Origin of the sequence: Shewanella sp. BJSY2023SW001 (assembly GCF_047314685.1) — a bacterium.
Lineage (GTDB): Bacteria > Pseudomonadota > Gammaproteobacteria > Enterobacterales > Shewanellaceae > Shewanella > Shewanella indica.
This window is the reverse complement of the sequence record NZ_JBKORF010000049.1, coordinates 35,352-59,219: the sequence shown is the minus strand read 5'-3', so window position 1 is coordinate 59,219 and position 23,868 is coordinate 35,352. Positions and strand designations below refer to the sequence as shown.

The window sequence follows — 23,868 nt, the reverse complement described above, 5'->3', positions numbered from 1 at the left end:
CCTTGCTCAAGGCGTAAGTTGGCCTTGATTGATGGCGGCAACCGCCGCCGGCAGGAAGATTTCACCAACAATCAGTTGCTGCTCCTGAAAGTGAAAATAACGTCTTCTGCCCCATATTGCCTCTGTGGTGGATTGCGACAGTGAATCTGCGAGGGAAGCGACCCGTGAATGGTTATCGAAACTGGCGACTTCTATGGCACCGGGTTCAAAGCCGATATCACCGAATAACAGCTCTCCCAGAGGGCGGGTACCCAATTTACCCAGTCGCTGCTGTTGCTCCAGCAGCTTTGCCGGGATCAGGGTGCGGCCAAAGACCCAGGGAGTGCCATCCAGGCAGAGTAACACCTCTCTGATCCAGATGGCTTTGTGCTCCTTACCCTGCCATTCCTGAGCGGCGGTGGACAGCATGGCTTCACCGAGCAGTTTGACTTCAAAGTGGTTGCAGCAGCTCTTGAGTCTCTTGGTGAGACTACCGGTCGCCAGCAGCCAATCGTGCAATGGCGCTGCGGGAAGTTGTTGTGATTGCTCTGGCGAAAACCACTGAATTGATTCACCATAAGGAAAGCTTAAACTGGTCACACTCATCGGATACCCGGTACAATATTACAACTCGGGAGTCTATCACGCTTGCCCACAAGCAGATAGATCGCAAGGGGCGTCTGCACAAGTTACGGGAGCTTGATACTCAATATGAAACGCGTTTTGACACTGTTGTTTTTTATGCTGGCCGGCATGTTGCAGCCTGTGATGGCGGCCGATGAAAAGCCCGCCGAAGACACCTATGCCTACTATGGCTTTGAACCTGAAATAGTGACCAACTATATCTCCAATCGTAAGAAGCTGGGGTTTGTGCGCATCAGTGTTGAACTGATGGTGAAAGACCCTCAGGACTTGGTAGCCTTGCAACACCATGATCCCCTGCTGCGGGCCGCGATAGTGGAGATTCTCGGTAACCAACCCGAGGACAGGGTCAAGTCGCTTACCGGCAGGGAAGAGATCCGTCGCGAATGTTACGACACAGTCAATCGTTTGCTGGAACAGGAAACCGGTCGGGCGCTGGTAGTGAATCTGCTGTTTACCAAATACCTGTATGACTGAGGTAAAAAAGCGTCGGCTCAACACCTCGAAAGGCAAGGCCAGGACCGAGGTAAAGAAAAAGGTTAATAAAACGCCGCCAAAGACGACGGCCGGCAAAACCTCGGTTAAAACGGGCGGGAAAGCCAAAGACAAGGGCTTGCACCCGCGCAACCTGCACCGCCAGGGCTATGACTTTGCCGCCCTGGCAGCCAGTTACCCAGCGCTCGCGCCTCATCTTATCACCACAGATTATGGCCAGGTTTCGATTCCCTTTGCCGAGCCTCAAGCTGTTTTGGTCCTTAATGCCGCCTTATTGCAGCACCATTACCATATCCAGGGTTGGCAATTGCCCGAGGGCTATCTGTGCCCCCCCATTCCCGGGCGAGTGGACTATTTGCACCATATCGCCGATCTGCTGGCAGAAAGCGGTAAGATCCCCCAAGGCCGGCGTATTCGCGGCCTGGATATAGGAACGGGAGCCAATGGCATCTACCCCTTGCTGGGCTCAAGTGTCTACGGCTGGCAGTTTGTCGGCGCCGATATCAACCCTGTGGCGCTGGATAATGTCGCCGGCGTTTTACAGCACAATCCCAAGCTGGCCAGCGCCATTGAACTGCGGTTGCAGCCCAAGCCAGAGCAGATATTTCATGGTCTTTTGCAGAGCAGGGAGTGTTTTGACTTCAGCCTCTGTAATCCGCCGTTTCATGCCTCGGCCGCCGATGCCCGCAGTGGCAGCGAACGCAAACAGCGCAATCTGGCGGCAAGTCGCGGCGAGCAACATCAGAGTCAGGAGCCCAAACTCAACTTCGGCGGCTGTCAGGCCGAGCTTTGGTGCGATGGTGGCGAGTTGGGCTTCTTGCTGCGTATGATTCACGAAAGCCGTGAATATGGTGGACAAGTGCTGTGGTATTCTTCTTTGGTGTCCAAGGGTGACAACCTCAAACCCTGCCAACAGGCGTTAAAGCAACTTGGCGCCAAAGAGGTCAAGATATTGGAGATGCAACAGGGCAATAAACAAACCCGGGTGTTGGCCTGGAGTTTCTTCGATGCTGCCGCCAGATGTCAGTGGTGGAAGTTCAAGGCTTGAGGCCCACCAACGGCAGGCCTCAAATTGGATTGAGAAATCGAACTACTCCGGACTCCACAGTAACCGGCCGCAATCGGTGAGATCGTAACCACCGAGTAGAGCAGCCATCTGCCGGGTGTGGCTGCCGCCGAGCATCTTGAACAGCTGCTGCAACTGGCGGCGGAAGTAGATCCCTTGCGGCATGACAAAGTCGAAAGACTCAGTCACCAAGGGCACAAAGCTCAGGCCACTCTCCATGGCGACAGCCTGACAACCGAAGCCTATATCGGCATCCCCCCGGGCGATATAACCGGCTAACTCCCGCTCACTGAAGGCGGTGAGTACTGAGTTGAGCTGCTCAAGCTTGGCACCCTGTTTCAACAGCCAATGTTCCAGATGTTGCTGGCTGCCGGCACCGCCCTGGCGGGTGACCCAGCGCCAGGAGAGTTGCAACACCTTGCTCTCTTCCTGACACCTGTGGTGCATATCCGGCCGCACTATCAACCCCTGCTGGCGGTTATAGCCGTGAACCATGATCCATTGCTGGTGGTTGGGATACCCCTTCAGCAGCGCCGTATGGCGGATATTACGCTCCTCCAAACTGCCCCAATGCAAGGTACAGACATCGGCGTAGCCCTTGGACAAGAGCTCCAGCCCCAGGCGGGAACCTGTAGCGCTGTAGCTAATAAGTTCTCGACTGCCAACCTGAGCCATCAGCCTGGCCACCTGCATCGATAACAAGGGGTCATCACTGCCGGTGATCAGCAAACGATCGGTCAACATACCACTGTGGCAGGAATCCATGATCCAACGGTCGATTAGTATCTTTGGAAACAGCCACTTACCTGTGATTTTGGTCGCCGGCAGCATACGTTCGTTAGCCATGGCATAGACCTTTTTTTCATTGAGGTCCAGATACTCGGCCACCTGCTTGGCGCTCATATAGACAAGTTCACTGGGCTCCGTCATCACTTCTCCTTGGTATCTTGGGTATCAGCGTGGATTGCTGGCATCAAACTCAATATTATCGGCGCCATTGTACACCAGGAAATGGCGCCCTTTAGCGCGGGCGACCATAGTGATCCCCAGCTTCTGCGCCAATTCCAGACCCATCTGGGTAACACCACTGCGGGACAAGAGCACAGGGATCCCCATCTTGGCGACCTTGATAACCATTTCGGAAGTAAGTCGCCCCGTAGTGTAGAAAATCTTGTTGTCGCCCCTGTCCTGCTCCAGCCACATCTCACCGGCCAGAGTATCGACCGCGTTATGGCGACCGACATCTTCGACAAAGGACTTTATCTTATCCGCTTCACACAGACCACAGCCGTGAACAGCACCGGCATTCTTGTATGTCTGATTGTATTCACTGATGTTTTTCAACAGTGAGTAAAGCATGCTCTGCTTTAGTTTCGGTTGCGGCAGGACTATATCGTCCAATCCTTCCATAAAGCCGCCGAAGACAGTGCCCTGGCCACAGCCTGTGGTGACTGTCTTGTCGGCCAGTTTGGCATCCAGATCCTCAGTCTGCTCCCGGGTGATCACGGCCGCGGAAGCCACATCCCAGTCAACAATCACAGATTCCAGTTGCGATACATCATTGATAAAGCCTTGATTCTTTAGGTAACCCAGTGCCAGGGCCTCGGCTCTTGCGCCCAGGGTCATCAGGGTGACTATTGGTCGCCAGTTGAGGTAAACCGTCAGCGGCCTTTCACAGGCAACAAACTTTTCCTGCAACTGACCATTCTCATCGACCGCAGTTACGGCAATGGTCAAAGGTACCTGGGTATTGGTCTTGATCAATTGGGGTTTGGCACTTGTCATTATCGAACCTTCACAGAGAGCATGGGCCACAGCATAGCAATATTTATACCGTCACAGGATTCAGGCTGCAAAATGCGTGATCCGCAGCAAGCGCCGGCGGCACTCAGGTCATGAATGTCCCAAACCAGATTGCATATTGGACAAAATGTCCTATTTTTAGCCTTAAATAGATGATCAAGTTCAAACTTATTTCTCAAATGGCAACTGGCACTAAAATTGCAAAGGCTTAGAGATCTTACTTATGCCCGAAAATAATCCCATCGGGAGGGAGAGTCAGTATGCAACATTCCGAAAGCGTATGGCCCATGTACGTTTCACTGAAAAAAGTGGAGAAACAGGTCGGTCGTTGGACATCCATCAGCTGGGAGCTGGACCAAATCGTGCCCGCTACCCATGAGGCGCCGCCCGGAGCCAAGCTGGTCCTACTGGAGTTGTTTCGTGATGAGCGTGCCAGTTACCGCCTTAACCTAGATATGGACAATCCCATGCTTTACATCGTCTGTGACGAAGATGTAGAGGGCAACTGGATCCCGGCCGCCATCTCCGCCGACCAAAATGTCGCAGCCGGCTGTCTCGAAGGAGATACCCCAGTGCTGAACATGCCGATGCCGGAGGCAATCGCCTGCTGGATTGAAGCCTTCATAACCCGTCACGGTGAAGTGGAAATCACCGCCCACAGACGCAAACATGTTAACCGCCGCAAGGAATTGGCCGAAGACAACATTCGGAGGCACTGATGGCCGAAAAGAGTGGATTCCTGAGCCGCTGGGCGCTACGCAAGCAGCAAGTACAGGAAGGTGAAACCCCTGTCGATGAACCGCTGCAAGAAATTCCTCCTCAAGCGGAAGCCGTTGCAGAGGCAGAGCCGGAAACTCAGACCGCGCTCGACCCCCTTCCAGAAACCGAGACCCAGGAAGAGAAACTGCTGACCGCCGAAGACTTACCCGACCCCAGTGGTATCGAGGTTGGTGGCAGCTTCGCCAGTTTTATGGCCAAGAATGTCGACCCGGCAGTGAAGACCGCCGCGTTGCGCACCCTGTGGAAGCAACCTCACTTCAACGAAATCGACGGCTTGCTCGAGTACGCCCTCGATTACAGCAACCAGCCCAAGCTAAGCGCTGAAGCCTCGGCCGAATTGGCCAAGAAGGTGTTCCGTCACGTGCTGGAAAAAGAGGAACCGGAAGAGGCTGAAGAAGCCCTGGCCGAAGCAGAGACTTCAGCAACCGAGGCAGAGGCCGCCCCCCCGCAGTTAGCCGAACAATCTGCGCCACAGTCACCAACGGACAATTTGGACGGAGATGTGACTGCAGAGGCCCAAAATGCCACAGATGCAGAAGCCGAAACTCATAAGCCGGTTGTTTGACGTCAGTTTAACAGCCTTTAATGCCCATAAATTTGGTATGTGAATTGCTGTATTCAGGCTATAGCAAGCTGTAAATCAATAATAAAAGCAGCAAGATAAAGAATACGGCCATCGCCATAAACTGTTCAGGAACGCAAAGTGAACAATAGTGTGAGCAATAACCCCGCCCAGCAAGCGCTGCGGCAGGTGCGTCGTGAGGTCAGCCAGCAGACTCAGATTCTGCAAAACCTGATCCCGCCGACCGTAAGTTACACCACAGAAGGGAATGTCCTTGTGATAGGCCCTGAGGATCTGGCCCGGCTGGCGGCAGATAAACTGTCTGCCATGGCCGGCAGAGTGATCTTGGCCAACGAGCCGATCACCAGCCAGGAAGAGGCCCATCTCGAAGCCGTAATGGCTGCCGCCGAAGATGTCGAGAGCTACTACAACAAGCTGATTGGTATCAAAGGCTTCCTCGGTCAATTCCAGGTGAGTGTCGAACATGACAATGGCACCGCCGAGCTCAGTGTGGTTGCGCTGCGCAAGCCGCATTTTGACCTTATCCTCGACCTGAGCCGCGAGCCGCAAATTCAGTTGGAAATGCTGCCACCCGGCTATTTCTATGTGGGTCAGGATCCGCAGAAATTAGCCGAAGCCTTGCAGGAATTGCCCCAGATGATCGGCCAGTTTGACAAGCCGCGCTATGTCAAGGTCAACGCCGATCTCTGTGCCCACAATCGCAACGGCAATAATGGTTGTAACCGCTGCCTCAACTTCTGTCCGGCCGATGCTATCAAGAGCGTGGCCAAGCAGATTGAGATAGACCCCTATCTGTGCCACGGCGCCGGCAGCTGTACCAATGCCTGTCCAACCGGGGCCATTGCCTACGACCAGCCAACCCCTCAGGCGCTGCATTCATACCTGAATAAGTTGATTTCCCGCTTCCGCGAACAGGCACAAACCGCGCCTGTAGTGCTGTTCCACGACATGGGACAGGGCGGCGCCTTGATCAATGACGAGTTGCCGGGCGAGGTTCTACCTGTGGCACTGGAAGAAGTCACTGTGGCCAGCATGGATCACTGGATGGCTTCTCTGGCTTGGGGAGCGCGCCAGGTGTTGATCCTCAACACCAGCGCTACGGCCCCTACCCTGACCCAGATGCTCAAGGGCGAACTGGGATTGGCCAATGCCATTTTGGATGAGATGGGACAGCCTCAAAGGATTCGGGTTATCGACGAAGCCGAGCTTGCCAATCTCTGGCCTATACTGGATGTAAGTCTGGACTGGCCCGTGATAGTACCTGCTGTGCTCTCTGAGGGTAACAAGCGCACCCAGCTGTACGCTGCTATCGACCATCTCAATGAGCAAGCAGCCAATGTTGATACTCAACTGACCATGGGCAATATCCCCTATGGCCTGGTGAATATCAATGCCGACAAGTGCACCTTGTGTATGTCCTGTGTCGCGACCTGCCCTACCCAGGCGCTGACCGACGGTGGCGACACTCCGGCACTGTATTTTGTCGAGCAGGATTGTGTGCAGTGTGGCCTATGTGAGGCTGCCTGCCCGGAGAAGGTGATCAGCCTGACTCCTCAGGTCAATCTGGATAAGGCTGCACGGCAGCAGCGCCGGATCCTGAAAGAAGAAGCTCCGTTCGAATGTATTCGTTGTGGAGCGCCGTTCGCGACCCAGTCTATGGTGCACCGGATGCTGGATATGGTCGGAAGCCACAGCGCTTTCAGCGCCAACATAGAGCGCTTAAAGATGTGTGGTGATTGCCGGGTGAAGGATATGTTTGAAGACATACTCCAGGATCCGGAAAAGCAACTGAGATAAGAGATCCGCTATGACCGAAACAGTAAGAGAAGTATCAGAAAACGATCAGCTTAGAGCAGATATCTATCAGCTGCTGGCGGCGCTGTTAAGGCGCCACCCCAGCCCGGAATTGCTGAGTTTTCTTGGCGACCTCGAAGTCGACGCCAATGACGACAGTGAGATGACCAAGGCCTGGTTGGCGCTCAAGTTGGCGGCCGTACAATTCGACAGTAACCAGCTGGAAGATGAGTATTTCAACATCTTCCTCGGCGTAGGCTCAGGGGAAATCCTGCCCTACGGTAGCTGGTTTATGACAGGTTCGCTGATGGACAAGCCCTTGGCTCTGCTGCGTCAGGACCTGATGCAACTGGGCTTCGAACGCGAAGAAAATGTCAAGGAACCGGAAGATCATGTCGCCGCTCTGTGCGAGGTAATGGGCATACTGCTGCTGGAAGCTCCGGCCCACCAGCAACTGGCCTTCTACCGCCGCCATATCGGCAGCTGGATCATACGTTTCTTCGATACCTTGTCCCGTTGTCCCTCCGCCGCGTTTTACGCCGTGGTGGCACAACTCGGCCGGGCCTTCTTTGAAACCGAAATCAATGAGTTTGAACAGCTGGTGCTGAGCACGCCTGTGGTGGAAACCCCGGCGGTACAGATCCAGCCCAAGGCCAGTGAGCTGGCCTAAGAATTTGCCCGTGGCAACACGGGCTAAAGCATGCGGGGGAGTTTCCCCCGTCTACCTTCAACACGAGGAGACACTATGAAGAAGCAAGCTTCCGACATGGGTCGTCGTCAACTGCTCAAGGCATTGGCGATCGGCAGTGCGGCAGGCGCGGTTGCGACTGTCAGTGGTCAAGCCTTGGCGGCTAAGCCTGAAGCACCAGAAGTGCCAAAGGGTGAGGGCTACCGTGAGACTGACCATGTGCGCAATTATTACGCCTCACTGCGTAACAAATAACGATAAGGAGAGTATGTGATGCGATTAACCCGCAAAACAGACCAGGCCGCGGTGGCTGCAAAGCCCGCTCTGGGTCTGAATCGTCGTCAGTTCCTTAAGTCTGCCGGTTTGGCTACCGGTGGGATTGCCGCAGCATCTATGCTGGGCGCAGGAATGATGCGTAAAGCCGAAGCCAAAGATGTTCCTCATAATGCCCCTACCGAAGTGAAGCGTACTATCTGCTCTCACTGCTCAGTGGGTTGCGGCATTTACGCCGAAGTTCAAAACGGTGTTTGGACCGGGCAGGAGCCTGCCGTGGACCATCCATTCAACCGCGGTGGTCACTGTGCCAAGGGCGCGTCACTGCGTGAGCACGGCCATGGTGAGAAACGTCTCAAGTATCCAATGAAACTTGAAGGCGGCAAGTGGAAGCGTCTCAGCTGGGAGCAGGCTATCAACGAAGTCGGCGACAAGATGCTGAAGATCCGCGAAGAATCCGGCCCTGACTCTGTATACTTCATGGGTAGTGCCAAGTTCTCCAACGAACAGTCTTACCTGTACCGCAAACTCGCAGCCATGTGGGGCACCAACAACGTCGACCACTCGGCGCGTATTTGTCACTCTACCACTGTAGCCGGTGTGGCCAACACCTGGGGCTATGGTGCGCAAACCAACTCCTTCAACGATATGCACAATGCCAAGTGCATGCTGTTTATCGGCTCCAACCCCAGTGAAGCTCACCCTGTGGCGATGCAACACATTCTGGTAGGTAAAGAGCGCGGTGCCAAAGTCATAGTGGTTGATCCACGTTTCACCCGTACTGCAGCCAAGTCTGACGAGTACGTGCATATCCGTCCCGGTACCGACATTCCTTTCATCTACGGTCTGCTGTGGCATATCTTCGAAAACGGCTGGGAAGATCAGAGCTTTATCGATCAGCGTGTTTACGGCATGGAACGTATCCGCGAAGAGGTGAAGAAGTACAACCCTGCCGAGGTTGAGCATGTTGCCGGTGTCGGTGAAGCTCAGATGCGTCGCGTCGCCAAGATGATGGCCGAACACAAGCCCGGCACTATTGTTTGGTGTATGGGTGGTACTCAGCACCACGTGGGGAACGCCAATACCCGTGCTTACTGTATCCTGCAGTTGGCCCTGGGTAATATGGGTGTTTCCGGTGGCGGTACCAACATCTTCCGTGGTCACGACAACGTACAGGGTGCTACTGACTTTGGTCTGCTGTTCGATAACCTGCCTGGTTACTATGGTCTGACTACCGGCGCCTGGGCGCACTGGTGCAATGTGTGGGATCTGGATCCTGCCTGGGTCAACAGCCGTTTCGACCAAGGTGAGTATCTGGGCCAGAAGCCACAGACTTCAGCCGGTATTCCTTGTTCCCGCTGGCACGACGGTGTGCTGGAAGACAAGAACAAGATTGCCCAGAAAGACAATATCCGTCTGGCCTTCTTCTGGGGTCAGTCTGTCAACACCGAAACCCGTGGCCGCGAGGTGCGTGAAGCACTGAACAAGATGGACACTGTGGTCGTCGTTGACCCATTCCCAACCATGGCCGGTGTTATGCACCAGCGTAAAGATGGCGTTTACCTGCTGCCTGCCGCGACTCAGTTTGAAACCTATGGTTCTGTGTCAGCTTCCAACCGTTCACTGCAGTGGCGTTCTCAGGTCATCGACCCTCTGTTCGAATCGCTGCCTGACCATGTGATCATGTACAAGCTGGCCAAGAAGTGGGGCGTTGAGAAAGAGTTCTGTAAGCACATCAAGGTCAACGGTGAAGAGCCGCTGGTTGAAGATGTCACCCGCGAGTTCAACCGCGGTATGTGGACCATAGGTTACACAGGTCAGAGCCCTGAGCGTCTGAAGATGCACCAGGAAAACTGGGGTACCTTCGACTTCGATACCCTCGAAGCACCCGGCGGCCCAGCCAAGGGTGAAACTTATGGTCTGCCATGGCCATGTTGGGGCACACCTGAGATGAAGCATCCAGGTACTCAAATCCTCTATCGTACTGACCGTGAAGTCCGCAACGGCGGTGGTAACTTCCGTGCCCGTTACGGTGTTGAGCACAATGGCAACAACATACTTGCCGAAGGTTCCTTCTCCAAAGGCAGTGAGATTCAGGACGGTTACCCTGAGTTCACCGACAAGATGCTCAAGCAGCTGGGTTGGTGGGATGACTTGACCGAAGAAGAGAAGAAACACGCCGAAGGCAAAAACTGGAAAACCGATATTTCCGGTGGCATTCAGCGTGTGGCCATAGCTCACGGCTGTATCCCTTATGGTAACGCCAAGGCCCGTTGTATCGTATGGAACTTCCCGGACGACATTCCGTTGCACCGTGAACCTCTATACACGCCTCGTCGTGACCTGGTCGCCAAGTACCCCACCTACGAAGACCGTATGGTGGCGCGTCTGCCGACCCTGTACAAGTCAATTCAGGACAAGGACTTCTCCAAAGACTTCCCGCTGGCACTGACCTCTGGTCGTCTGGTGGAATATGAAGGCGGTGGTGAAGAAACCCGTTCCAACCCTTGGTTGGCCGAGTTGCAGCAAGAGATGTTTATCGAAATCAGCCCAGGAGATGCTGCCGACCGCGGTCTACGCGATGGCGACGATGTTTGGGTACACAGCCCTGAAGGCGCCAAGATCAAGGTTAAGGCCATGGTAACACCAAGGGTGATCAACGGTGAATGCTTCATGCCGTACCACTTCGCCGGTATCTTCGAAGGCGAGAGCCTGGTGAAGAACTATCCGGAAGGTACAGTACCTTACGTTCAAGGTGAATCGGCTAACACGGTTCTGACTTACGGCTATGATGTGGTGACACAGATGCAGGAAACCAAATCCAGCCTGTGTCAGATCACCAAAGCCTAACCGTACTTGATGAGGAGATAAGCCATTATGGCAGTCATGAAATTCTTATGTGACACCAAGCGCTGCATCGAGTGTAACGGTTGCGTCACAGCCTGTAAAAACGAAAACGACTCCGCGCTCGAGTGGGGTATCCAGCGTCGCCGCGTGGTGACCATCAATGATGGTCAGCCCGGTGAAGCGTCCATTTCAGTTGCCTGTATGCATTGTACCGACGCGCCTTGTATGGCCGTTTGTCCTGCAGACTGCTTCTACCGCACTGACGATGGCATAGTGCTGCACAACAAAGATACCTGTATCGGTTGTGGCTACTGCTTCTATGCCTGTCCTTTCGGGGCGCCTCAGTTCCCGAAAAAGACCGCCTTCGGCAGTCGCGGCAAGATGGATAAATGTACATTCTGTGCCGGTGGCCCAGAGGAAAACTTCTCTGAAGCCGAGCGCAAGAAGTACGGTGCCAACCGTATCGCCGAAGGTAAGCTGCCTATGTGTGCCGAGCTTTGCTCCACCAAGGCGCTGCTGGCCGGTGACGCGGAAGTGGTATCCAATATCTATCGTGAGCGGATGGCCGCCCGGGGTAACCCTGATGTAATTTGGGGCTACAATCCCAAGACCGGTGAGATCAACTGAGACAGAGCGAGGGTGGGCTAAGGCCCACCCTGACGAGGAGTGACTATGTTAATCAAATCACTGCGCAGTCTGTTCGCTCTGCTGGTATTGGTTGCCGGGCTGGGGTTTGCTTCCACAGCCATGGCCGCCGATGAACAGTCGAGCCAGCAACAGGCGCAAACCAGTGAGGCCGATCTTTGGCGCGCGGTAAAATCCGGTGAATCCGGCTATACCACAGCCAAAGGTGTTGAAACCGGCGTACTGATCAACGTGGCCGGCAATCAGGGCAAGGAACTGCGCAATCAGTACCTGACACCCGTTATGGCGATAGCCGTAGTCGGCGTGTTTGGGGCGTTCGTGCTCTTTTACCTGGTGAATGGCCCATCTAAGCTGCATCACGGCTTTTCCGGTAAGTTGGTGTTCCGCTGGAGTAAGGCTGACCTGATCATCCACTGGGTAGTGGCGATCAGTTGTCTTATCCTGATCTTCACCGGGCTCAACATCATGTTGGGCAAGCATGTACTGCAACCCTATGTCAGTGGCGATATTTGGGCGGCACTGATCTATGGCTCCAAGACGATCCACGATTGGGTCGGGCCACTGTTTATCGTCTCTTGGGCGGTATTGGTGGTGAAATGGATGCCGGATCAGCTGTTCAAGAGCTATGACCTCAAGTGGTTCATGCTGGTGGGAGGCTACATCAACTTCGGCCCCTTCAAGGGTAAGCACCCGGATTCGGGTTTTGCCAACGCCGGTGAGAAGATGTGGTTCTGGACCCTGGCCATTTTCGGCCTGTTTATCAGTATTTCCGGCATCATGATGGTGTTGCCTAACCTGGATTTGCCCCGCGAAGCCTCAATGGCGGCGCTGTTGGTGCATGGTATCAGTGCAATTCTGATCATCGCCTTCACCATAGTGCATATCTGGATGGCGACCGTACTGTCTGAGGGCGGTATGGAGTGCATGAAGTCAGGTTATTGTGATGAAAACTGGGCGATGCAGCACCACAATGTCTGGTACGACGAAATCAAGGCCAACGGTACGCTCAAATATCGCGAAAATTGAGTCCCCTGAGCTGATTTAAGACTGCAAACACCCCGGCCTGCCGGGGTGTTTTTTTATGATCCGTTTTTTAACATCATTTACTTCAGAATCCACACTCTCCTGATACTTTCGCTATTTTCCTTTTATTGAAAGTTTGAAGCAGTTAACGCTTTAAACAGCCGCTCCCATGGGGCTTACATTCAAACTGTCCCAGATCAAAACCCATACTCTTGCAAAGCCTTATATTGCCCATGCTTAAAGAAGGACTCCATTCATATATAACGGATTTTTTACCTTTTTTGTACATAAGCGCAGCTTGAGTTGTTAATAGGCTGGAGTGCACAAAAAAGTGTCGAGTCACCCGCAGCGCGGGGGAAAATTATCAGGAGCGAAAATGAAAGACCAGAAGCCAGATCTGAACCGCAGATCCCTGCTGAAGGCTATCACCATAGGCAGTGCCGCGGGTGCCGCGATTGCTGCAACAGGGGTGAATGCCGCTCAGGCCAGTGAGCCTGTTGAAGCGAAGTCCGCGACAAAGGGCTATCACGAAACAGCGCATATCCGCAGCTATTACAACAGCCTGCGTAGCTAATCCAGGAGATCTCAAGCGATGAAGTTAACTCGCACATCCAATGTCGCCCCTAAGGCCGACAAACCCAAACTGGGGATCAGCCGTCGTCAGTTTATGAAAAATGCCGGTATTACTGCCGGTGGTATCGCTGCCGCCTCTATGCTGGGTACCGGCATGATACGTCGCGCCGAAGCCAAAGATGTACCTCATGATGCGCCTATAGAAGTAAAACGCACCATTTGTAGTGCCTGTGCCGTAGGTTGCGGTCTGTATGCCGAAGTACAAAACGGTGTTTGGACTGGTCAGGAGCCTGCCTTCGATCACCCATTCAACGCCGGTGGTCACTGTGCCAAAGGTGCTGCACTGCGCGAGCACGGTCATGGTGAGAAACGTCTCAAGTACCCAATGAAGCTTGAAGGCGGTAAGTGGAAGCGTATCAGCTGGGATCAGGCCATCAACGAAGTTGGTGACAAGATGCTGAAGATCCGCCAGGAATCAGGCCCTGATTCTGTTTACTTTATGGGTAGTGCCAAGTTCTCCAACGAAGGCTGCTACATGTATCGTAAGCTGGCTGCCATGTGGGGTACCAACAACGTCGACCACTCAGCCCGTATTTGTCACTCTACCACTGTAGCCGGTGTGGCCAACACCTGGGGCTATGGTGCGCAAACCAACTCTTTCAACGACATTCAGAATGCCCGCGCCATCTTCTTCATTGGTGCCAACCCTGCTGAAGCACACCCTGTTTCCATGCAGCACATTCTGATTGCCAAAGAGAAGAACAATGCCAAGTTGATCGTGGTTGATCCACGCTTCTCCCGCACCGCAGCTCATGCCGACCTGCATTGCTCTATCCGTCCGGGTACCGACATTCCATTTATCTACGGTATGTTGTGGCATATCTTCGAAAACGGCTGGGAAGACAAGACCTTCATCAAAGAACGTGTGTTCGAGATGGAAACCATCCGTGCAGAAGCCAAGAAGTTCCCACCTAAAGAAGTGGCCAACATCACTGGCTGTAGCGAAGAGTACCTGTACCAAGCCGCCAAGATGATGGCCGATAACCGTCCAGGCACTGTGGTTTGGTGTATGGGTGGTACCCAGCACCACGTAGGTAATGCCAACACCCGTGCTTACTGTATCCTGCAGTTGGCTCTGGGTAACATGGGTGTTTCCGGTGGTGGTACCAACATCTTCCGTGGTCACGATAACGTACAGGGCGCTACCGACCTGGGTCTGCTGTTCGATAACCTGCCTGGTTATTACGGCCTGACCACTGCGGCATGGCAACACTGGACCCACGTATGGGATCTGGATATGGAGTGGATGAAGAGCCGCTTCGACCAGGGGACTTACCTGGGCCGCGAACCTATGACGACTCCGGGTATTCCTTGCTCCCGTTGGCACGACGGCGTACTGGAAGACAAGCAAAAGCTGGCACAGAAAGACAACGTACGCCTGGCCTTCTTCTGGGGTCAGTCAGTCAACACTGAAACCCGTCAGCGCGACGTGCGTGATGCACTGGACAAGATGGATACAGTCGTTGTTGTTGACCCATTCCCAACTATGGCCGGTGTTATGCACCGTCGTAAGGATGGCGTCTACCTGCTGCCTGCCGCGACTCAGTTTGAGACCCGTGGTTCCATCTCCAACTCAGGCCGTTCTATCCAATGGCGTGAGCAGGTTATCGAGCCGCTGTTTGAGTCCAAGACAGATATTGAAATCATGTATCGTCTGGCACAGAAACTGGGCTTTGCCGAGCAGTACACCAAGCGCATCAAGAAAGAGAATGGTCTGCCTCTGATCGAAGACATCACCCGCGAAATCAACCGCGGTATGTGGACTATCGGTATGTCCGGCCAGAGCCCTGAGCGTATTAAAGCTCACACCATGAACTGGGGCACTTTCTCCAACAAGACTCTGGAAGCCGAAGGTGGCCCATGCAAGGGCGAAACTTATGGTCTGCCTTGGCCATGTTGGGGTACACCTGAGATGAAGCACCCAGGTACCCAGATCCTCTATAACACAAGCAAGCACGTCAAAGACGGCGGCGGTAACTTCCGTGCCCGTTACGGTGTGGAATATCAAGGCAAGAACCTGCTGGCCGAAGGCTCCTTCTCCAAAGGTGCTGAAATCCAGGACGGTTATCCTGAGTTCTCCGACAAGCTGCTCAAGCAATTGGGCTGGTGGGACGAGCTGACTGCCGAAGAGAAAGCCGAAGCCGAAGGCAAGAACTGGAAGACCGACCTTTCCGGCGGTATTGTCCGGGTTGCCGTCAAGCACGGTTGTATCCCATACGGTAACGCCAAGGCCCGTTGTATTGTGTGGACCTTCCCTGATCAGGTGCCAGTACACCGCGAGCCGCTGTACACAGCCCGTCGCGATCTGGTAGCCAAGTATCCAACTTATGACGACATGCAAGTACATCGTCTACCGACTCTGTACAAGTCTATCCAGGAGAAAGATGTCAGTGGCAAGTACCCACTGGTACTGACTTCCGGTCGTCTGGTGGAATACGAGGGTGGTGGTGAAGAATCACGTGCCAACCCATGGCTGGCAGAGCTACAGCAGGAGATGTTCGTTGAGATCAACCCTGGTGACGCTGCCGACCGCGGTATCCGTGACGGTGAGAAGGTATGGCTGGAAGGCGCCGAAGGCGGCCGAATTCTGGTTCAAGCCATGGTGACCCCAAGGGTTAAACCTGGTGTGACCTGGATGCCTTACCACTTTGCCGGGATCATGCACGGCGAGAGCCTGGAGCCCAACTATCCGGAAGGCACAGTGCCTTACGTATTGGGCGAATCCTGTAACACTGCGCTGACCTATGGTTATGACCCAGTGACTCAGATGCAGGAAACCAAGGCGTCGCTTTGTCAGATCGTCAAAGCATAAGTGCAGCTTAAGCGAGGAGAATTGCCACTATGGCTACAATGAAATTTCTGTGTGATACCAAGCGCTGCATTGAATGTAATGGCTGTGTCACCGCTTGTAAAAACGAAAACGACTCCGCTCTCGAGTGGGGTATCCAACGTCGCCGCGTGGTGACCATCAAGGATGGTCAGCCCGGCGAGGCCTCTATCTCTGTGGCTTGTATGCATTGCAGCGACGCGCCTTGTATGGCCGTATGTCCTGCCAACTGCTTCTACCGCACCGAAGACGGCATAGTGCTGCACAACAAAGATACCTGTATCGGTTGTGGTTACTGTCTCTATGCCTGTCCATTCGGCGCACCTCAGTTCCCGAAATCAGGTGCTTTCGGCTCCCGCGGCAAGATGGACAAGTGTACCTTCTGTGCCGGTGGTCCTGAAGAAAACCATTCGGACGCTGAGCGTCAGAAATACGGTGCCAACCGTATTGCGGAAGGCAAGTTGCCTATGTGCGCCGAACTCTGTGCAACCAAGGCCCTGCTGGCCGGTGATGCGGAAGTGGTTTCCGGCATCTACCGTGAGCGTGTGGCTTATCGCGGTGCCGAAAACGGCGCCTGGAAGTAACAGACGGCACGAATATCCGGCCCGGCTTAGCTGGGCCGGTGAGAGAGGTTAATATGAACAAATGGTTCAAACACATAGGCTTGGCTATTGCGCTCATGTTCAGCGCCGTATGCTTCGCCAATGGTGCCGATGCACCTGTGGAACCACAAGCGAGCGATGCCCAGATCTGGGCTCAGCTCAAAGATGGAGCAACGGGTTATACAACATCCGACAGTCAGTTCCACAACCAGCCGATCAACACCTATGATCTGCGGGTATTGGAACTTCGCAGCGACTGGCTGGCACCGGGGTTGATGCTGGCATTGTTCGGTATGATCATCATCTTTGCCCTATTTATCATGGTTAATGGTATTTCCAAACTGCACCATGGTTTCTCCGGCAAAATGGTGCATCGCTGGTCCAAGTTTGATGTGAGCATTCACTGGCTGGGGGCAATTCCCTGCTTACTGCTGATCCTCACCGGCTTAGTGCTGCTGGCAGGGCGTTTCTTCTTCCAGCCGTATCTGGGTGAAGGCTTCTGGGCATCAATGGTCAATGGCGCCAAGCAAGTGCACGACGTGATGGCGATTCCCTTCATGTTCGGCTGGGCACTGATGACGCTGTTGTGGGCCAAGAACCAGTTGCCCAAGATGTATGACGTCAAGTGGTTCATGGTAGTGGGCGGTTACATCAACTTCGGGCCTTTCAAGGGCAAACACCCTGATGCCGGCTTTGCCAACGCCGGTGAGAAGATGTGGTTCTGGGCCTTTGCTTTCTTTGGGCTGATCATCTCTGCTTCAGGCATGCTGCTGTTGTTCCCCAACCTGTTTGAACCCAGCCGTACCCTGAGCCTGATAGCTCTGGTATTGCACTCAATCAGTGCCATCATCATCTGTGCCTTCTCCATAGTGCATATCTTCATGGCGACTGTTATGTCTGAAGGTGGTATGGAGTGTATGATTTCCGGTTACTGTGATGAAAACTGGGCCACTCAACACCACAACCTGTGGTATGACGAGATCAAGGCCAACGGTACTCTGAAATACAGAGACTAAGGTCAGCACTCTGTCTACTGAAAAGCCGTGTCAATCGACACGGCTTTTTTATCAATAATGAAAAATATCAAGGTGATTTTTTTATATTCCGCACTTATTCCAACTAAAGAGAAACATAAAGCTACTTTGTTGGCTTAAATTCTTAATCAACTGTTTTTTAAGATTAATTTATTTTAATCTAGCGCTTATTTTCCCATCGGCACACAGCGAAAAGTAACATAATTACACAGCAATACAAAAATATGATTAACCAACATCCCTCTTTAACGCAAAACATACATCCAAAAATAGAACAAAATACTTTAAAGATAACCACTTGATGGCGGCAAGGCTGTTTGTGGTAAATTGCTTATTTAATCACCCGCATGTAAAATACTTCTACAAACGTAACAAACTTACACAATTTCCCTTCACTCAATCAGATACCATCATGATCAATAATACTCGAACCAGCATGCTATCCATGCTGCCGTCTTTGCTGTCCAGTGTGCTACTGATAGTGATCGGCATCTTTGCTTATCGTGCATTTTTCCAACTCAATGACGCCAGCGAACGTCTGGTGAACAACAACAGCCTGACCGAAACTTTCGCCGGGATCCGCGAGGAGTTCTATCAACTGCGATTGGCTTCCTTAGTGCACAACACTCAAGGAGTACGCATGCATCAGGATAAGGTGCATAACCTGATAGCCCGCCTGAGCCAATTCGACACTGCCTTTATGAGCGATGCCGGCGCGCGAATCGCCGTTCTCAAACCCGGGATCGACAAATACGCCCGCCTCTATTTCGATGAATTAGCATTGGCTGAGCGAACCGGCACAGAGCCGGTCCTGACGCCGGTAAGGCGAGATCTGGGCCCTGAGGTAAGTGCCGAGATCAATCAACTGGTGGCGCAGATAACCAAGCGTAACCAGGAATTAGGCGAAATGACGGTTTCCGAGGTAGATAATACCGAAGCCATTTTGCTCGGACTTATCCTGTTTGCCATAGTGACCTCCCTGCTGATGGCACTCTTAATGAGCCGCCATCTGGTGGCTATTGTCAGCCGGATCCAGCAATCTGTCGCCAAGCTGGCTGTAGGGGATCTGACCCACAAGATAGGGATCCAGGGCAAGAATGAACTCTGCACCCTCGCAGCCGATCTGGACCAGCTCAGCGACAGATTACAAGTCATGATCCGCGACATTGCCCAAGCTTCTGAACATATGGCGCAACAGGTCGGTGAGCTCAATGTGCAGTCTGAGTCCAACTCGGCCGCATTGCAGGCCCACGCCTTGGAAACCGACCAGGTCGTCACCGCAGTTGAAGAGATGAGTGCTACCGCCCAAGGGGTTGCCAACGATGCTGCTTCAGCAGCGCAGTTGACCGATAAGGCCAGAGCTCAAGGAAATGAATCCCGTCAGGCGGTCGAACAGGCTTCCAACAATGTGATGGCGCTGGTCAGCGAAGTCGACTGTGCCTCCCAGACCATAGCCGAGATGGATGAGAGCACCCGCAGAATTGCCGGCGTACTGGACGTAATAGGCGAGATTGCCGAGCAAACCAACCTGTTGGCACTGAATGCGGCCATTGAAGCGGCCCGTGCCGGTGAACAAGGGCGCGGCTTTGCCGTAGTGGCCGATGAAGTCAGGGCATTGGCAGCACGCACCCAGGCCAGCACTTCAGAGATCAACAATATGTTAGAGCAGCTGCGTCAAGGCGCCGATTCGGCGGTCAATGCCATGAATCGTACCCGCCAAAGCTGTCAGGCAACGGCCGATACCACAACACTGGTGGCCGAAAGTCTGCAGGGGCTGACCGAGCATGTGTTCGATATCAATGGCCTCAGCACTCAGATAGCTACGGCCGCCGAAGAGCAAAGTTCGGTTTCTGAAGAGATTACCCGCAACCTCAGCGTCATTCGCGAAATGGTTGAGGAGCTAAATCAGAGCGGCAAGGCGACTCTCAGCAGCACAGCGGCACTGGCAGCAGCCAAAGATCAGCTCTCCAGCGTGGTCAGACAGTTTAAGCTCAACTGAATATAAGGGGTCTAAGGACCCCTTTTTGCTGCCTGATGTAAAGACACCCCTCGAAAGGTTGATTTTTCATCCGTTAATGCTAAAACATGATCTGCTTAACAAAACATCACTTCCGATACTGATAGGTATTGTTATCTTCTAGCCAGTTCACGTTTTAACTACTCCACAGGAGGTAGTCTACAAACAGCTGGCAGTACCTTGGAAATAATCTAACTGATTGTGGTATCTAAGGATTAGCAAAACTAACAGGAAGCCTTATGTCGTCAATTATCCAAACTCTCGATCGCCAACTGGTCACCCCATACCAAGCCAATATCACAGTACCCAACTGGATGCTGGGGGCTATGGAGCGGGTGATGCAGTACTATGTTGATAAGAACCTGAGGCTGGACACTATTTCTGCGGATGTAATGCCGGCACCGGTAGAGGGCAAGAAATACATGCTCTATGCCCATATCCCTTTCTGCCACACGCTTTGCTCTTACTGTACCTTCCATCGTTTCCTGTTCAAGGAAGACAAGGCCCGCGCTTATTTTGTGGCGCTGCGTAAAGAGATGGATATGGTCAAGCAGTTGGGCTACGACTTCGAGTCCATGTACATAGGTGGCGGCACTACAACAGTGCTTGAAGATGAGCTGGCGCGTACTATCGAGTATGCCAAGACCCTGTTCCCTTCCATCAAGGAAGTCTCCTGTGAATCGGATCCCCAACACCTGGACAGCCCTGGCTTTAAACAGCTCAAGGGCTTGGTTGACCGCATGTCCATCGGGGTGCAGAGCTTCAATGATGACATCCTCAAGATGACAGACAGGTTGGAAAAGTTCGGTACCGGCCAGCAGACATTCGACAAGATCATGGCCGCCAAAGAGCTGTTTCCGATTATCAACGTCGATCTGATCTTCGGTTTCCGCGGTCAGACAGACGAAGTGATCCAACATGACTTGGATATGGCTTCCAGACTGGATCCGCGCCAGATCACCACTTATCCCTTGATGATCACCCACCAGACCCGCAAGAGCGTCAAAGGGAAACTGGCGGCGCCTCAGGCCGATATGGCCAACCAGTACCGAATGATCCTCAATACCCTTAATGGCCAGTACAACCAGTTGTCGGCCTGGGCCTTTGGTAAGGCCAACGATGAAGGCTTTGACGAATACGTAATCGACTACGACGAATACTTGGGTGTGGGTTCAGGCTCATTCAGTTTCCTTAACGATACCCTGCATGTGAATACTTTCTCGCTGCGCAAGTATCAGGAGCGGATCGCCAGTGGCAAGATGGGTGTTGAGCAGCAAAAGCAGTACAGCAAGAAAGATGTGATGCAGTATCGTTTCTTGCTCGGGATGTTCTCCGGTCGTCTGTCGCGCAAGTATTTCCGCGATACCTTTGGCGTTAATCTGGACACAGCCCTGTTCAAAGAGATGAGCTCGATGAAATTGATTGGCGCTATCAAGAATGATCCTAAAAATCCGGATGAGCTGATCATCACAGACAACGGCAAGATGATGGGTCTGCTGATGATGAAAGAGTTTTATTCCGGTATGGATAATGTCCGGGCGCAGCTGCGTAAACCGCTGAAGCCTTGTGATATGTAATCTTTGGCGCAATCAATGACAAAAATCCGCCACTGAGCGGATTTTTTTATTGTGCAATAAAGGTTCTGCCGACGGCTAGTCGCCTTGACTGCGATTAGCGGGATAACGGGGGCAATCGTCGCTAATCTCCAACCAGGCGGGTTTGTCGGCGCAGTAGATATGATATCTGGGCACCACTCTGTCTGGGTCATCCAAAGAAGCAATACTCAAGCTGATAAACTCGGGATGATCGAGACTGCGATAACTCAGGCTGGTGCCGCAGTTTGGGCAAAAGCCGCGGCGGATCTTGGCCGAGGAGGCGTATTGCCGCACGGCTTCCCCCTGCCAAGTGAGTTGCTCCAGCCTGAAGTCCATCCAACTGCCTACCACAGCCCCTGTGCTCTTGCGACATTGACCGCAGTAACAGTGGTCGGCATCGAACGGCTCCCCCTCGAGGCGATAACGTATGGCGCCGCACAGGCAGCCTCCCTGTAACTGATCCTGCTGTTTCATCGCTCGACTCCGGAATAGCTTATCGTCAGCACCTATCTGGCGCGATAGACGGGATAAGCCAGGTAAGCCTTATCATAGTAAGGGCTGCGTTCGTAAAACCAACGCAGCCTGGCCTTGGCATCGGCGGCAAATGCCGGGTCTTTGAGCGCCTGGTCAAATTCGGCCTGGAGCGCTTTGGAATTGGCCAGCATCTGTTGTGCCAGAGGTTCAACCGCATAGTCCTCAATATACTCGGTGCGGGTGAATATGATGTTGAATAATCCCCACTGCAGCAGTGAGTCGGCCGATTGCGGCTCCAGCAGTATCATCGCCAGATCGCCGAGCGGCTGCTCAGTGCTTATCTTGACCGTGCCGACAGGCAAGGTGAGTTCAACCTTTTCCAGTTTGGCCTTGGCACTGACTCTCTGGCGGCCTTCATAGTCACTGGCGGCAAACTGGGGGTCGCTGAGGCGATATTGTTGCAACTTCAGTGTTTGAGGTTGTTCCAGGCGAGTCATGCGAATGCCGTGCAGCGATAGCTTGGCAATCGCCTCTTGCCACTGGGGCGGAATATAGTAAGCGGCCGGGCGGCTGACCCGGATATCCGCCTCTGTATTACCTATTACCGGCAGGTTGGGATACAGCTTGGACTCGCCGGTCCAACGCACCACTTGTTTGCCCGAAATGGGGCTCTGTTCCAATTGGTAGTCTATGCCTTTGAAATCCCAGCCCTGCTGCTGCTTTTGTGACTTCCAGGTCAGGGGCACCAGCCGTGGGTAGCGGTACTTGTCTTTCTCTATCGCCGCACGCAGCTTGGTCGCTTTGGCCCCCACCGTCTTGAGGGTTTGCTCCAGCATCACATAAGTGCCCAGCACCCGTTGCCGAAACGGCTTGAGGCTGTGGTTTTCAATTAATATGGTCGGCAGGTGTCTGGCATCGCCATAGCCGTTGGAATAACGGGCCGAAGCATTCCACAGTGACATGCCCTTGCTCAAGTCAGTATTGTCCAAGGCGAAGACCAGAGGTCCCGGGATATGACCTGCCTGGGTCAGCGCCTGTTCTATCGCCGGGCGATACTCCTGTTGCAGCCAGTTGTAGCCGGCGGGGCTCAGCCCCTGAGACAGGTTGTAACCAAAGGTCACATCATATTGGTAATCGATACCGTCGGTGACATGCACATCGATATACAGCTGTGGCTGCCAGTCGTTGATGGCGGTCAGCATGTGTTGCATCTCTATGCTGTCGGCCTTGGCGTAGTCACGATTGAGGTTGATGTTTTGGCTGGTGGTTCGCCAGCCCATGCTCAGTGGGCCGCGTTGATTAACCCGGTTGCTTTGGCTGGAGCGCTCGTGCGCATCGACACTGAAAATAGGTACAAACAGCAGGTTGACCTGTTCCAACAGCTCGGCCTTGTCGCCGACTATGATATCCCGCAATAACATCATGCCGGCATCCTTGCCGTCAATTTCACCCGAGTGGATCCCGGCTTGCACCAGAATATTGGGCTTATGGTTGCGTCTCAGCTGTGCCGGGGTGGCGGCACCTTCGGCGCTGGCCACTATCATCCAGATATCACGGCCCTGGGGGCTCTTGCCCAGGCTCACCTTGTTGAGCTTATTGCTCTGGGTCATCAGCCTATCCAGCCAGGCAAAGGTCTGCTGATAGCTTGGGCTTTCAATACCGCCGGATTGCTCAAAAGGCGTGGCCCAGCCGTCGTCGGCTGGACGCATTAAGGCCTCGCTGGCACCACTCCAGGGTTTGAGCGGCGGCAAAATGGCATCATTGATATAGGTGTTGGCTTGGGTGGCTGGTTCGGCAAGTGCGGCGCCGGGGAACGTCGCGACAGCGAGCCAGAGCAGGGACAGCATGCGCATGAAAGGCTCCGGGATACAGAATATTGTTATTGTTGAAGCGCTCTATCTTTAACCAATTTACTCACCCCTGCAAGTCACCCGGAGTGACTCTCTCTTTATTTTGTGGTTATAGCAATGAAAGCAAACTGCCCCTCCCTAAATCTTGTTTCGTCAAAGTAATGTCAAAAAATGGCATTCAAGGGCAGTAATTTACATATTTGCAGTCCAGTCTGAAT

The 23,868-nt window shown here is 53.4% G+C and carries 21 protein-coding genes; 16 read left to right on the top strand and 5 right to left on the bottom strand.

Annotation, left to right across the window (positions count from 1 at the left end):
* Positions 1 to 6: 6 nt before the first annotated feature.
* A complete protein-coding gene (locus tag ACMHXH_RS11235; RefSeq protein WP_039035139.1) occupies positions 7 to 585 on the bottom strand; it encodes a chorismate--pyruvate lyase family protein in 579 nt (192 codons plus the stop codon).
* Positions 586 to 690: 105 nt separating this feature from the next.
* Between ACMHXH_RS11235 and ACMHXH_RS11230 the strand changes: the two genes are divergently transcribed.
* Positions 691 to 1,098, top strand: coding sequence for a flagellar basal body-associated protein FliL (locus tag ACMHXH_RS11230; RefSeq protein WP_025010605.1), 408 nt, complete (start codon positions 691 to 693; stop codon positions 1,096 to 1,098).
* Positions 1,091 to 2,164, top strand: a complete 1,074-nt coding sequence (rlmF, locus tag ACMHXH_RS11225; protein ID WP_335912497.1) for a 23S rRNA (adenine(1618)-N(6))-methyltransferase RlmF — start codon at positions 1,091 to 1,093, stop codon at positions 2,162 to 2,164. The genes ACMHXH_RS11230 and rlmF overlap by 8 nt, the downstream gene beginning before the upstream one ends.
* Positions 2,165 to 2,206: 42 nt before the next feature.
* Here the strand turns inward: rlmF and ACMHXH_RS11220 are convergent, their stop codons facing one another.
* Together ACMHXH_RS11220 and ACMHXH_RS11215 are read right to left on the bottom strand one after the other, a co-directional pair.
* Complete coding sequence (locus ACMHXH_RS11220; RefSeq protein ID WP_039035141.1) at positions 2,207 to 3,112, bottom strand: helix-turn-helix transcriptional regulator; 906 nt, start codon at positions 3,110 to 3,112, stop codon at positions 2,207 to 2,209.
* Positions 3,113 to 3,136: 24 nt separating this feature from the next.
* On the bottom strand, positions 3,137 to 3,967 hold the full coding sequence (locus tag ACMHXH_RS11215; protein WP_039035142.1) for a formate dehydrogenase accessory sulfurtransferase FdhD: 831 nt from the start codon (positions 3,965 to 3,967) through the stop codon (positions 3,137 to 3,139).
* 278 nt (positions 3,968 to 4,245) lie between these two features.
* Here ACMHXH_RS11215 and ACMHXH_RS11210 point away from each other — a divergent pair, with 278 nt between their 5' ends.
* The 14 genes from ACMHXH_RS11210 (at position 4,246) to ACMHXH_RS11145 (ending at position 21,308) form a co-directional block, all read left to right on the top strand.
* Complete coding sequence (locus tag ACMHXH_RS11210; protein ID WP_025010609.1) at positions 4,246 to 4,704, top strand: DUF3305 domain-containing protein; 459 nt, start codon at positions 4,246 to 4,248, stop codon at positions 4,702 to 4,704.
* On the top strand, positions 4,704 to 5,330 hold the full coding sequence (locus ACMHXH_RS11205; protein WP_101094684.1) for a DUF3306 domain-containing protein: 627 nt from the start codon (positions 4,704 to 4,706) through the stop codon (positions 5,328 to 5,330). Before ACMHXH_RS11210 ends, ACMHXH_RS11205 begins: the two co-directional genes overlap by 1 nt.
* 150 nt (positions 5,331 to 5,480) lie before the next feature.
* Entirely contained in the window at positions 5,481 to 7,145 is a 1,665-nt protein-coding gene (locus ACMHXH_RS11200; protein ID WP_071477118.1) for a 4Fe-4S binding protein, read from the top strand.
* Positions 7,146 to 7,155: 10 nt separating this feature from the next.
* Positions 7,156 to 7,812: a molecular chaperone gene (locus tag ACMHXH_RS11195; protein ID WP_039035144.1), complete on the top strand. Its 657-nt coding sequence runs from the start codon at positions 7,156 to 7,158 to the stop codon at positions 7,810 to 7,812.
* Positions 7,813 to 7,887: 75 nt separating this feature from the next.
* Positions 7,888 to 8,085 (top strand): twin-arginine translocation signal domain-containing protein, encoded by a 198-nt coding sequence (locus ACMHXH_RS11190; protein ID WP_025010612.1) that lies wholly within the window; start codon positions 7,888 to 7,890, stop codon positions 8,083 to 8,085.
* An 18-nt stretch (positions 8,086 to 8,103) separates the two neighbouring features.
* Entirely contained in the window at positions 8,104 to 10,953 is a 2,850-nt protein-coding gene (locus ACMHXH_RS11185; RefSeq protein ID WP_335912500.1) for a molybdopterin-dependent oxidoreductase, read from the top strand.
* A 27-nt stretch (positions 10,954 to 10,980) separates the two neighbouring features.
* Positions 10,981 to 11,577, top strand: coding sequence for a formate dehydrogenase FDH3 subunit beta (gene fdh3B, locus ACMHXH_RS11180; protein WP_039035146.1), 597 nt, complete (start codon positions 10,981 to 10,983; stop codon positions 11,575 to 11,577).
* Positions 11,578 to 11,622: 45 nt separating this feature from the next.
* The gene (locus tag ACMHXH_RS11175) at positions 11,623 to 12,621 is read left to right on the top strand and encodes a formate dehydrogenase subunit gamma (protein WP_039035147.1); all 999 of its coding nucleotides are present in this window, start codon (positions 11,623 to 11,625) and stop codon (positions 12,619 to 12,621) included.
* A 373-nt stretch (positions 12,622 to 12,994) separates the two neighbouring features.
* Entirely contained in the window at positions 12,995 to 13,192 is a 198-nt protein-coding gene (locus tag ACMHXH_RS11170) for a twin-arginine translocation signal domain-containing protein (RefSeq protein ID WP_039035148.1), read from the top strand.
* 18 nt (positions 13,193 to 13,210) lie between these two features.
* On the top strand, positions 13,211 to 16,063 hold the full coding sequence (locus ACMHXH_RS11165; protein ID WP_071239161.1) for a molybdopterin-dependent oxidoreductase: 2,853 nt from the start codon (positions 13,211 to 13,213) through the stop codon (positions 16,061 to 16,063).
* A gap of 29 nt (positions 16,064 to 16,092) precedes the next feature.
* A complete protein-coding gene (gene fdh3B / locus ACMHXH_RS11160; protein WP_025010615.1) occupies positions 16,093 to 16,662 on the top strand; it encodes a formate dehydrogenase FDH3 subunit beta in 570 nt (189 codons plus the stop codon).
* 53 nt (positions 16,663 to 16,715) lie between these two features.
* On the top strand, positions 16,716 to 17,696 hold the full coding sequence (locus tag ACMHXH_RS11155; protein WP_039035150.1) for a formate dehydrogenase subunit gamma: 981 nt from the start codon (positions 16,716 to 16,718) through the stop codon (positions 17,694 to 17,696).
* Between the two features lie 430 nt (positions 17,697 to 18,126).
* Positions 18,127 to 19,713 (top strand): methyl-accepting chemotaxis protein, encoded by a 1,587-nt coding sequence (locus ACMHXH_RS11150; RefSeq protein ID WP_144362057.1) that lies wholly within the window; start codon positions 18,127 to 18,129, stop codon positions 19,711 to 19,713.
* A 257-nt stretch (positions 19,714 to 19,970) separates the two neighbouring features.
* Positions 19,971 to 21,308, top strand: a complete 1,338-nt coding sequence (locus tag ACMHXH_RS11145) for a coproporphyrinogen III oxidase family protein (RefSeq protein ID WP_144362056.1) — start codon at positions 19,971 to 19,973, stop codon at positions 21,306 to 21,308.
* Between the two features lie 75 nt (positions 21,309 to 21,383).
* Here ACMHXH_RS11145 and ACMHXH_RS11140 read toward each other — a convergent pair whose 3' ends face one another.
* Positions 21,384 to 21,800: a GFA family protein gene (locus ACMHXH_RS11140; RefSeq protein WP_039035152.1), complete on the bottom strand. Its 417-nt coding sequence runs from the start codon at positions 21,798 to 21,800 to the stop codon at positions 21,384 to 21,386.
* Positions 21,801 to 21,832: 32 nt separating this feature from the next.
* A complete protein-coding gene (locus ACMHXH_RS11135) occupies positions 21,833 to 23,647 on the bottom strand; it encodes a M14 family metallopeptidase (protein ID WP_413738065.1) in 1,815 nt (604 codons plus the stop codon).
* Between the last annotated feature and the right edge of the window lie 221 nt (positions 23,648 to 23,868).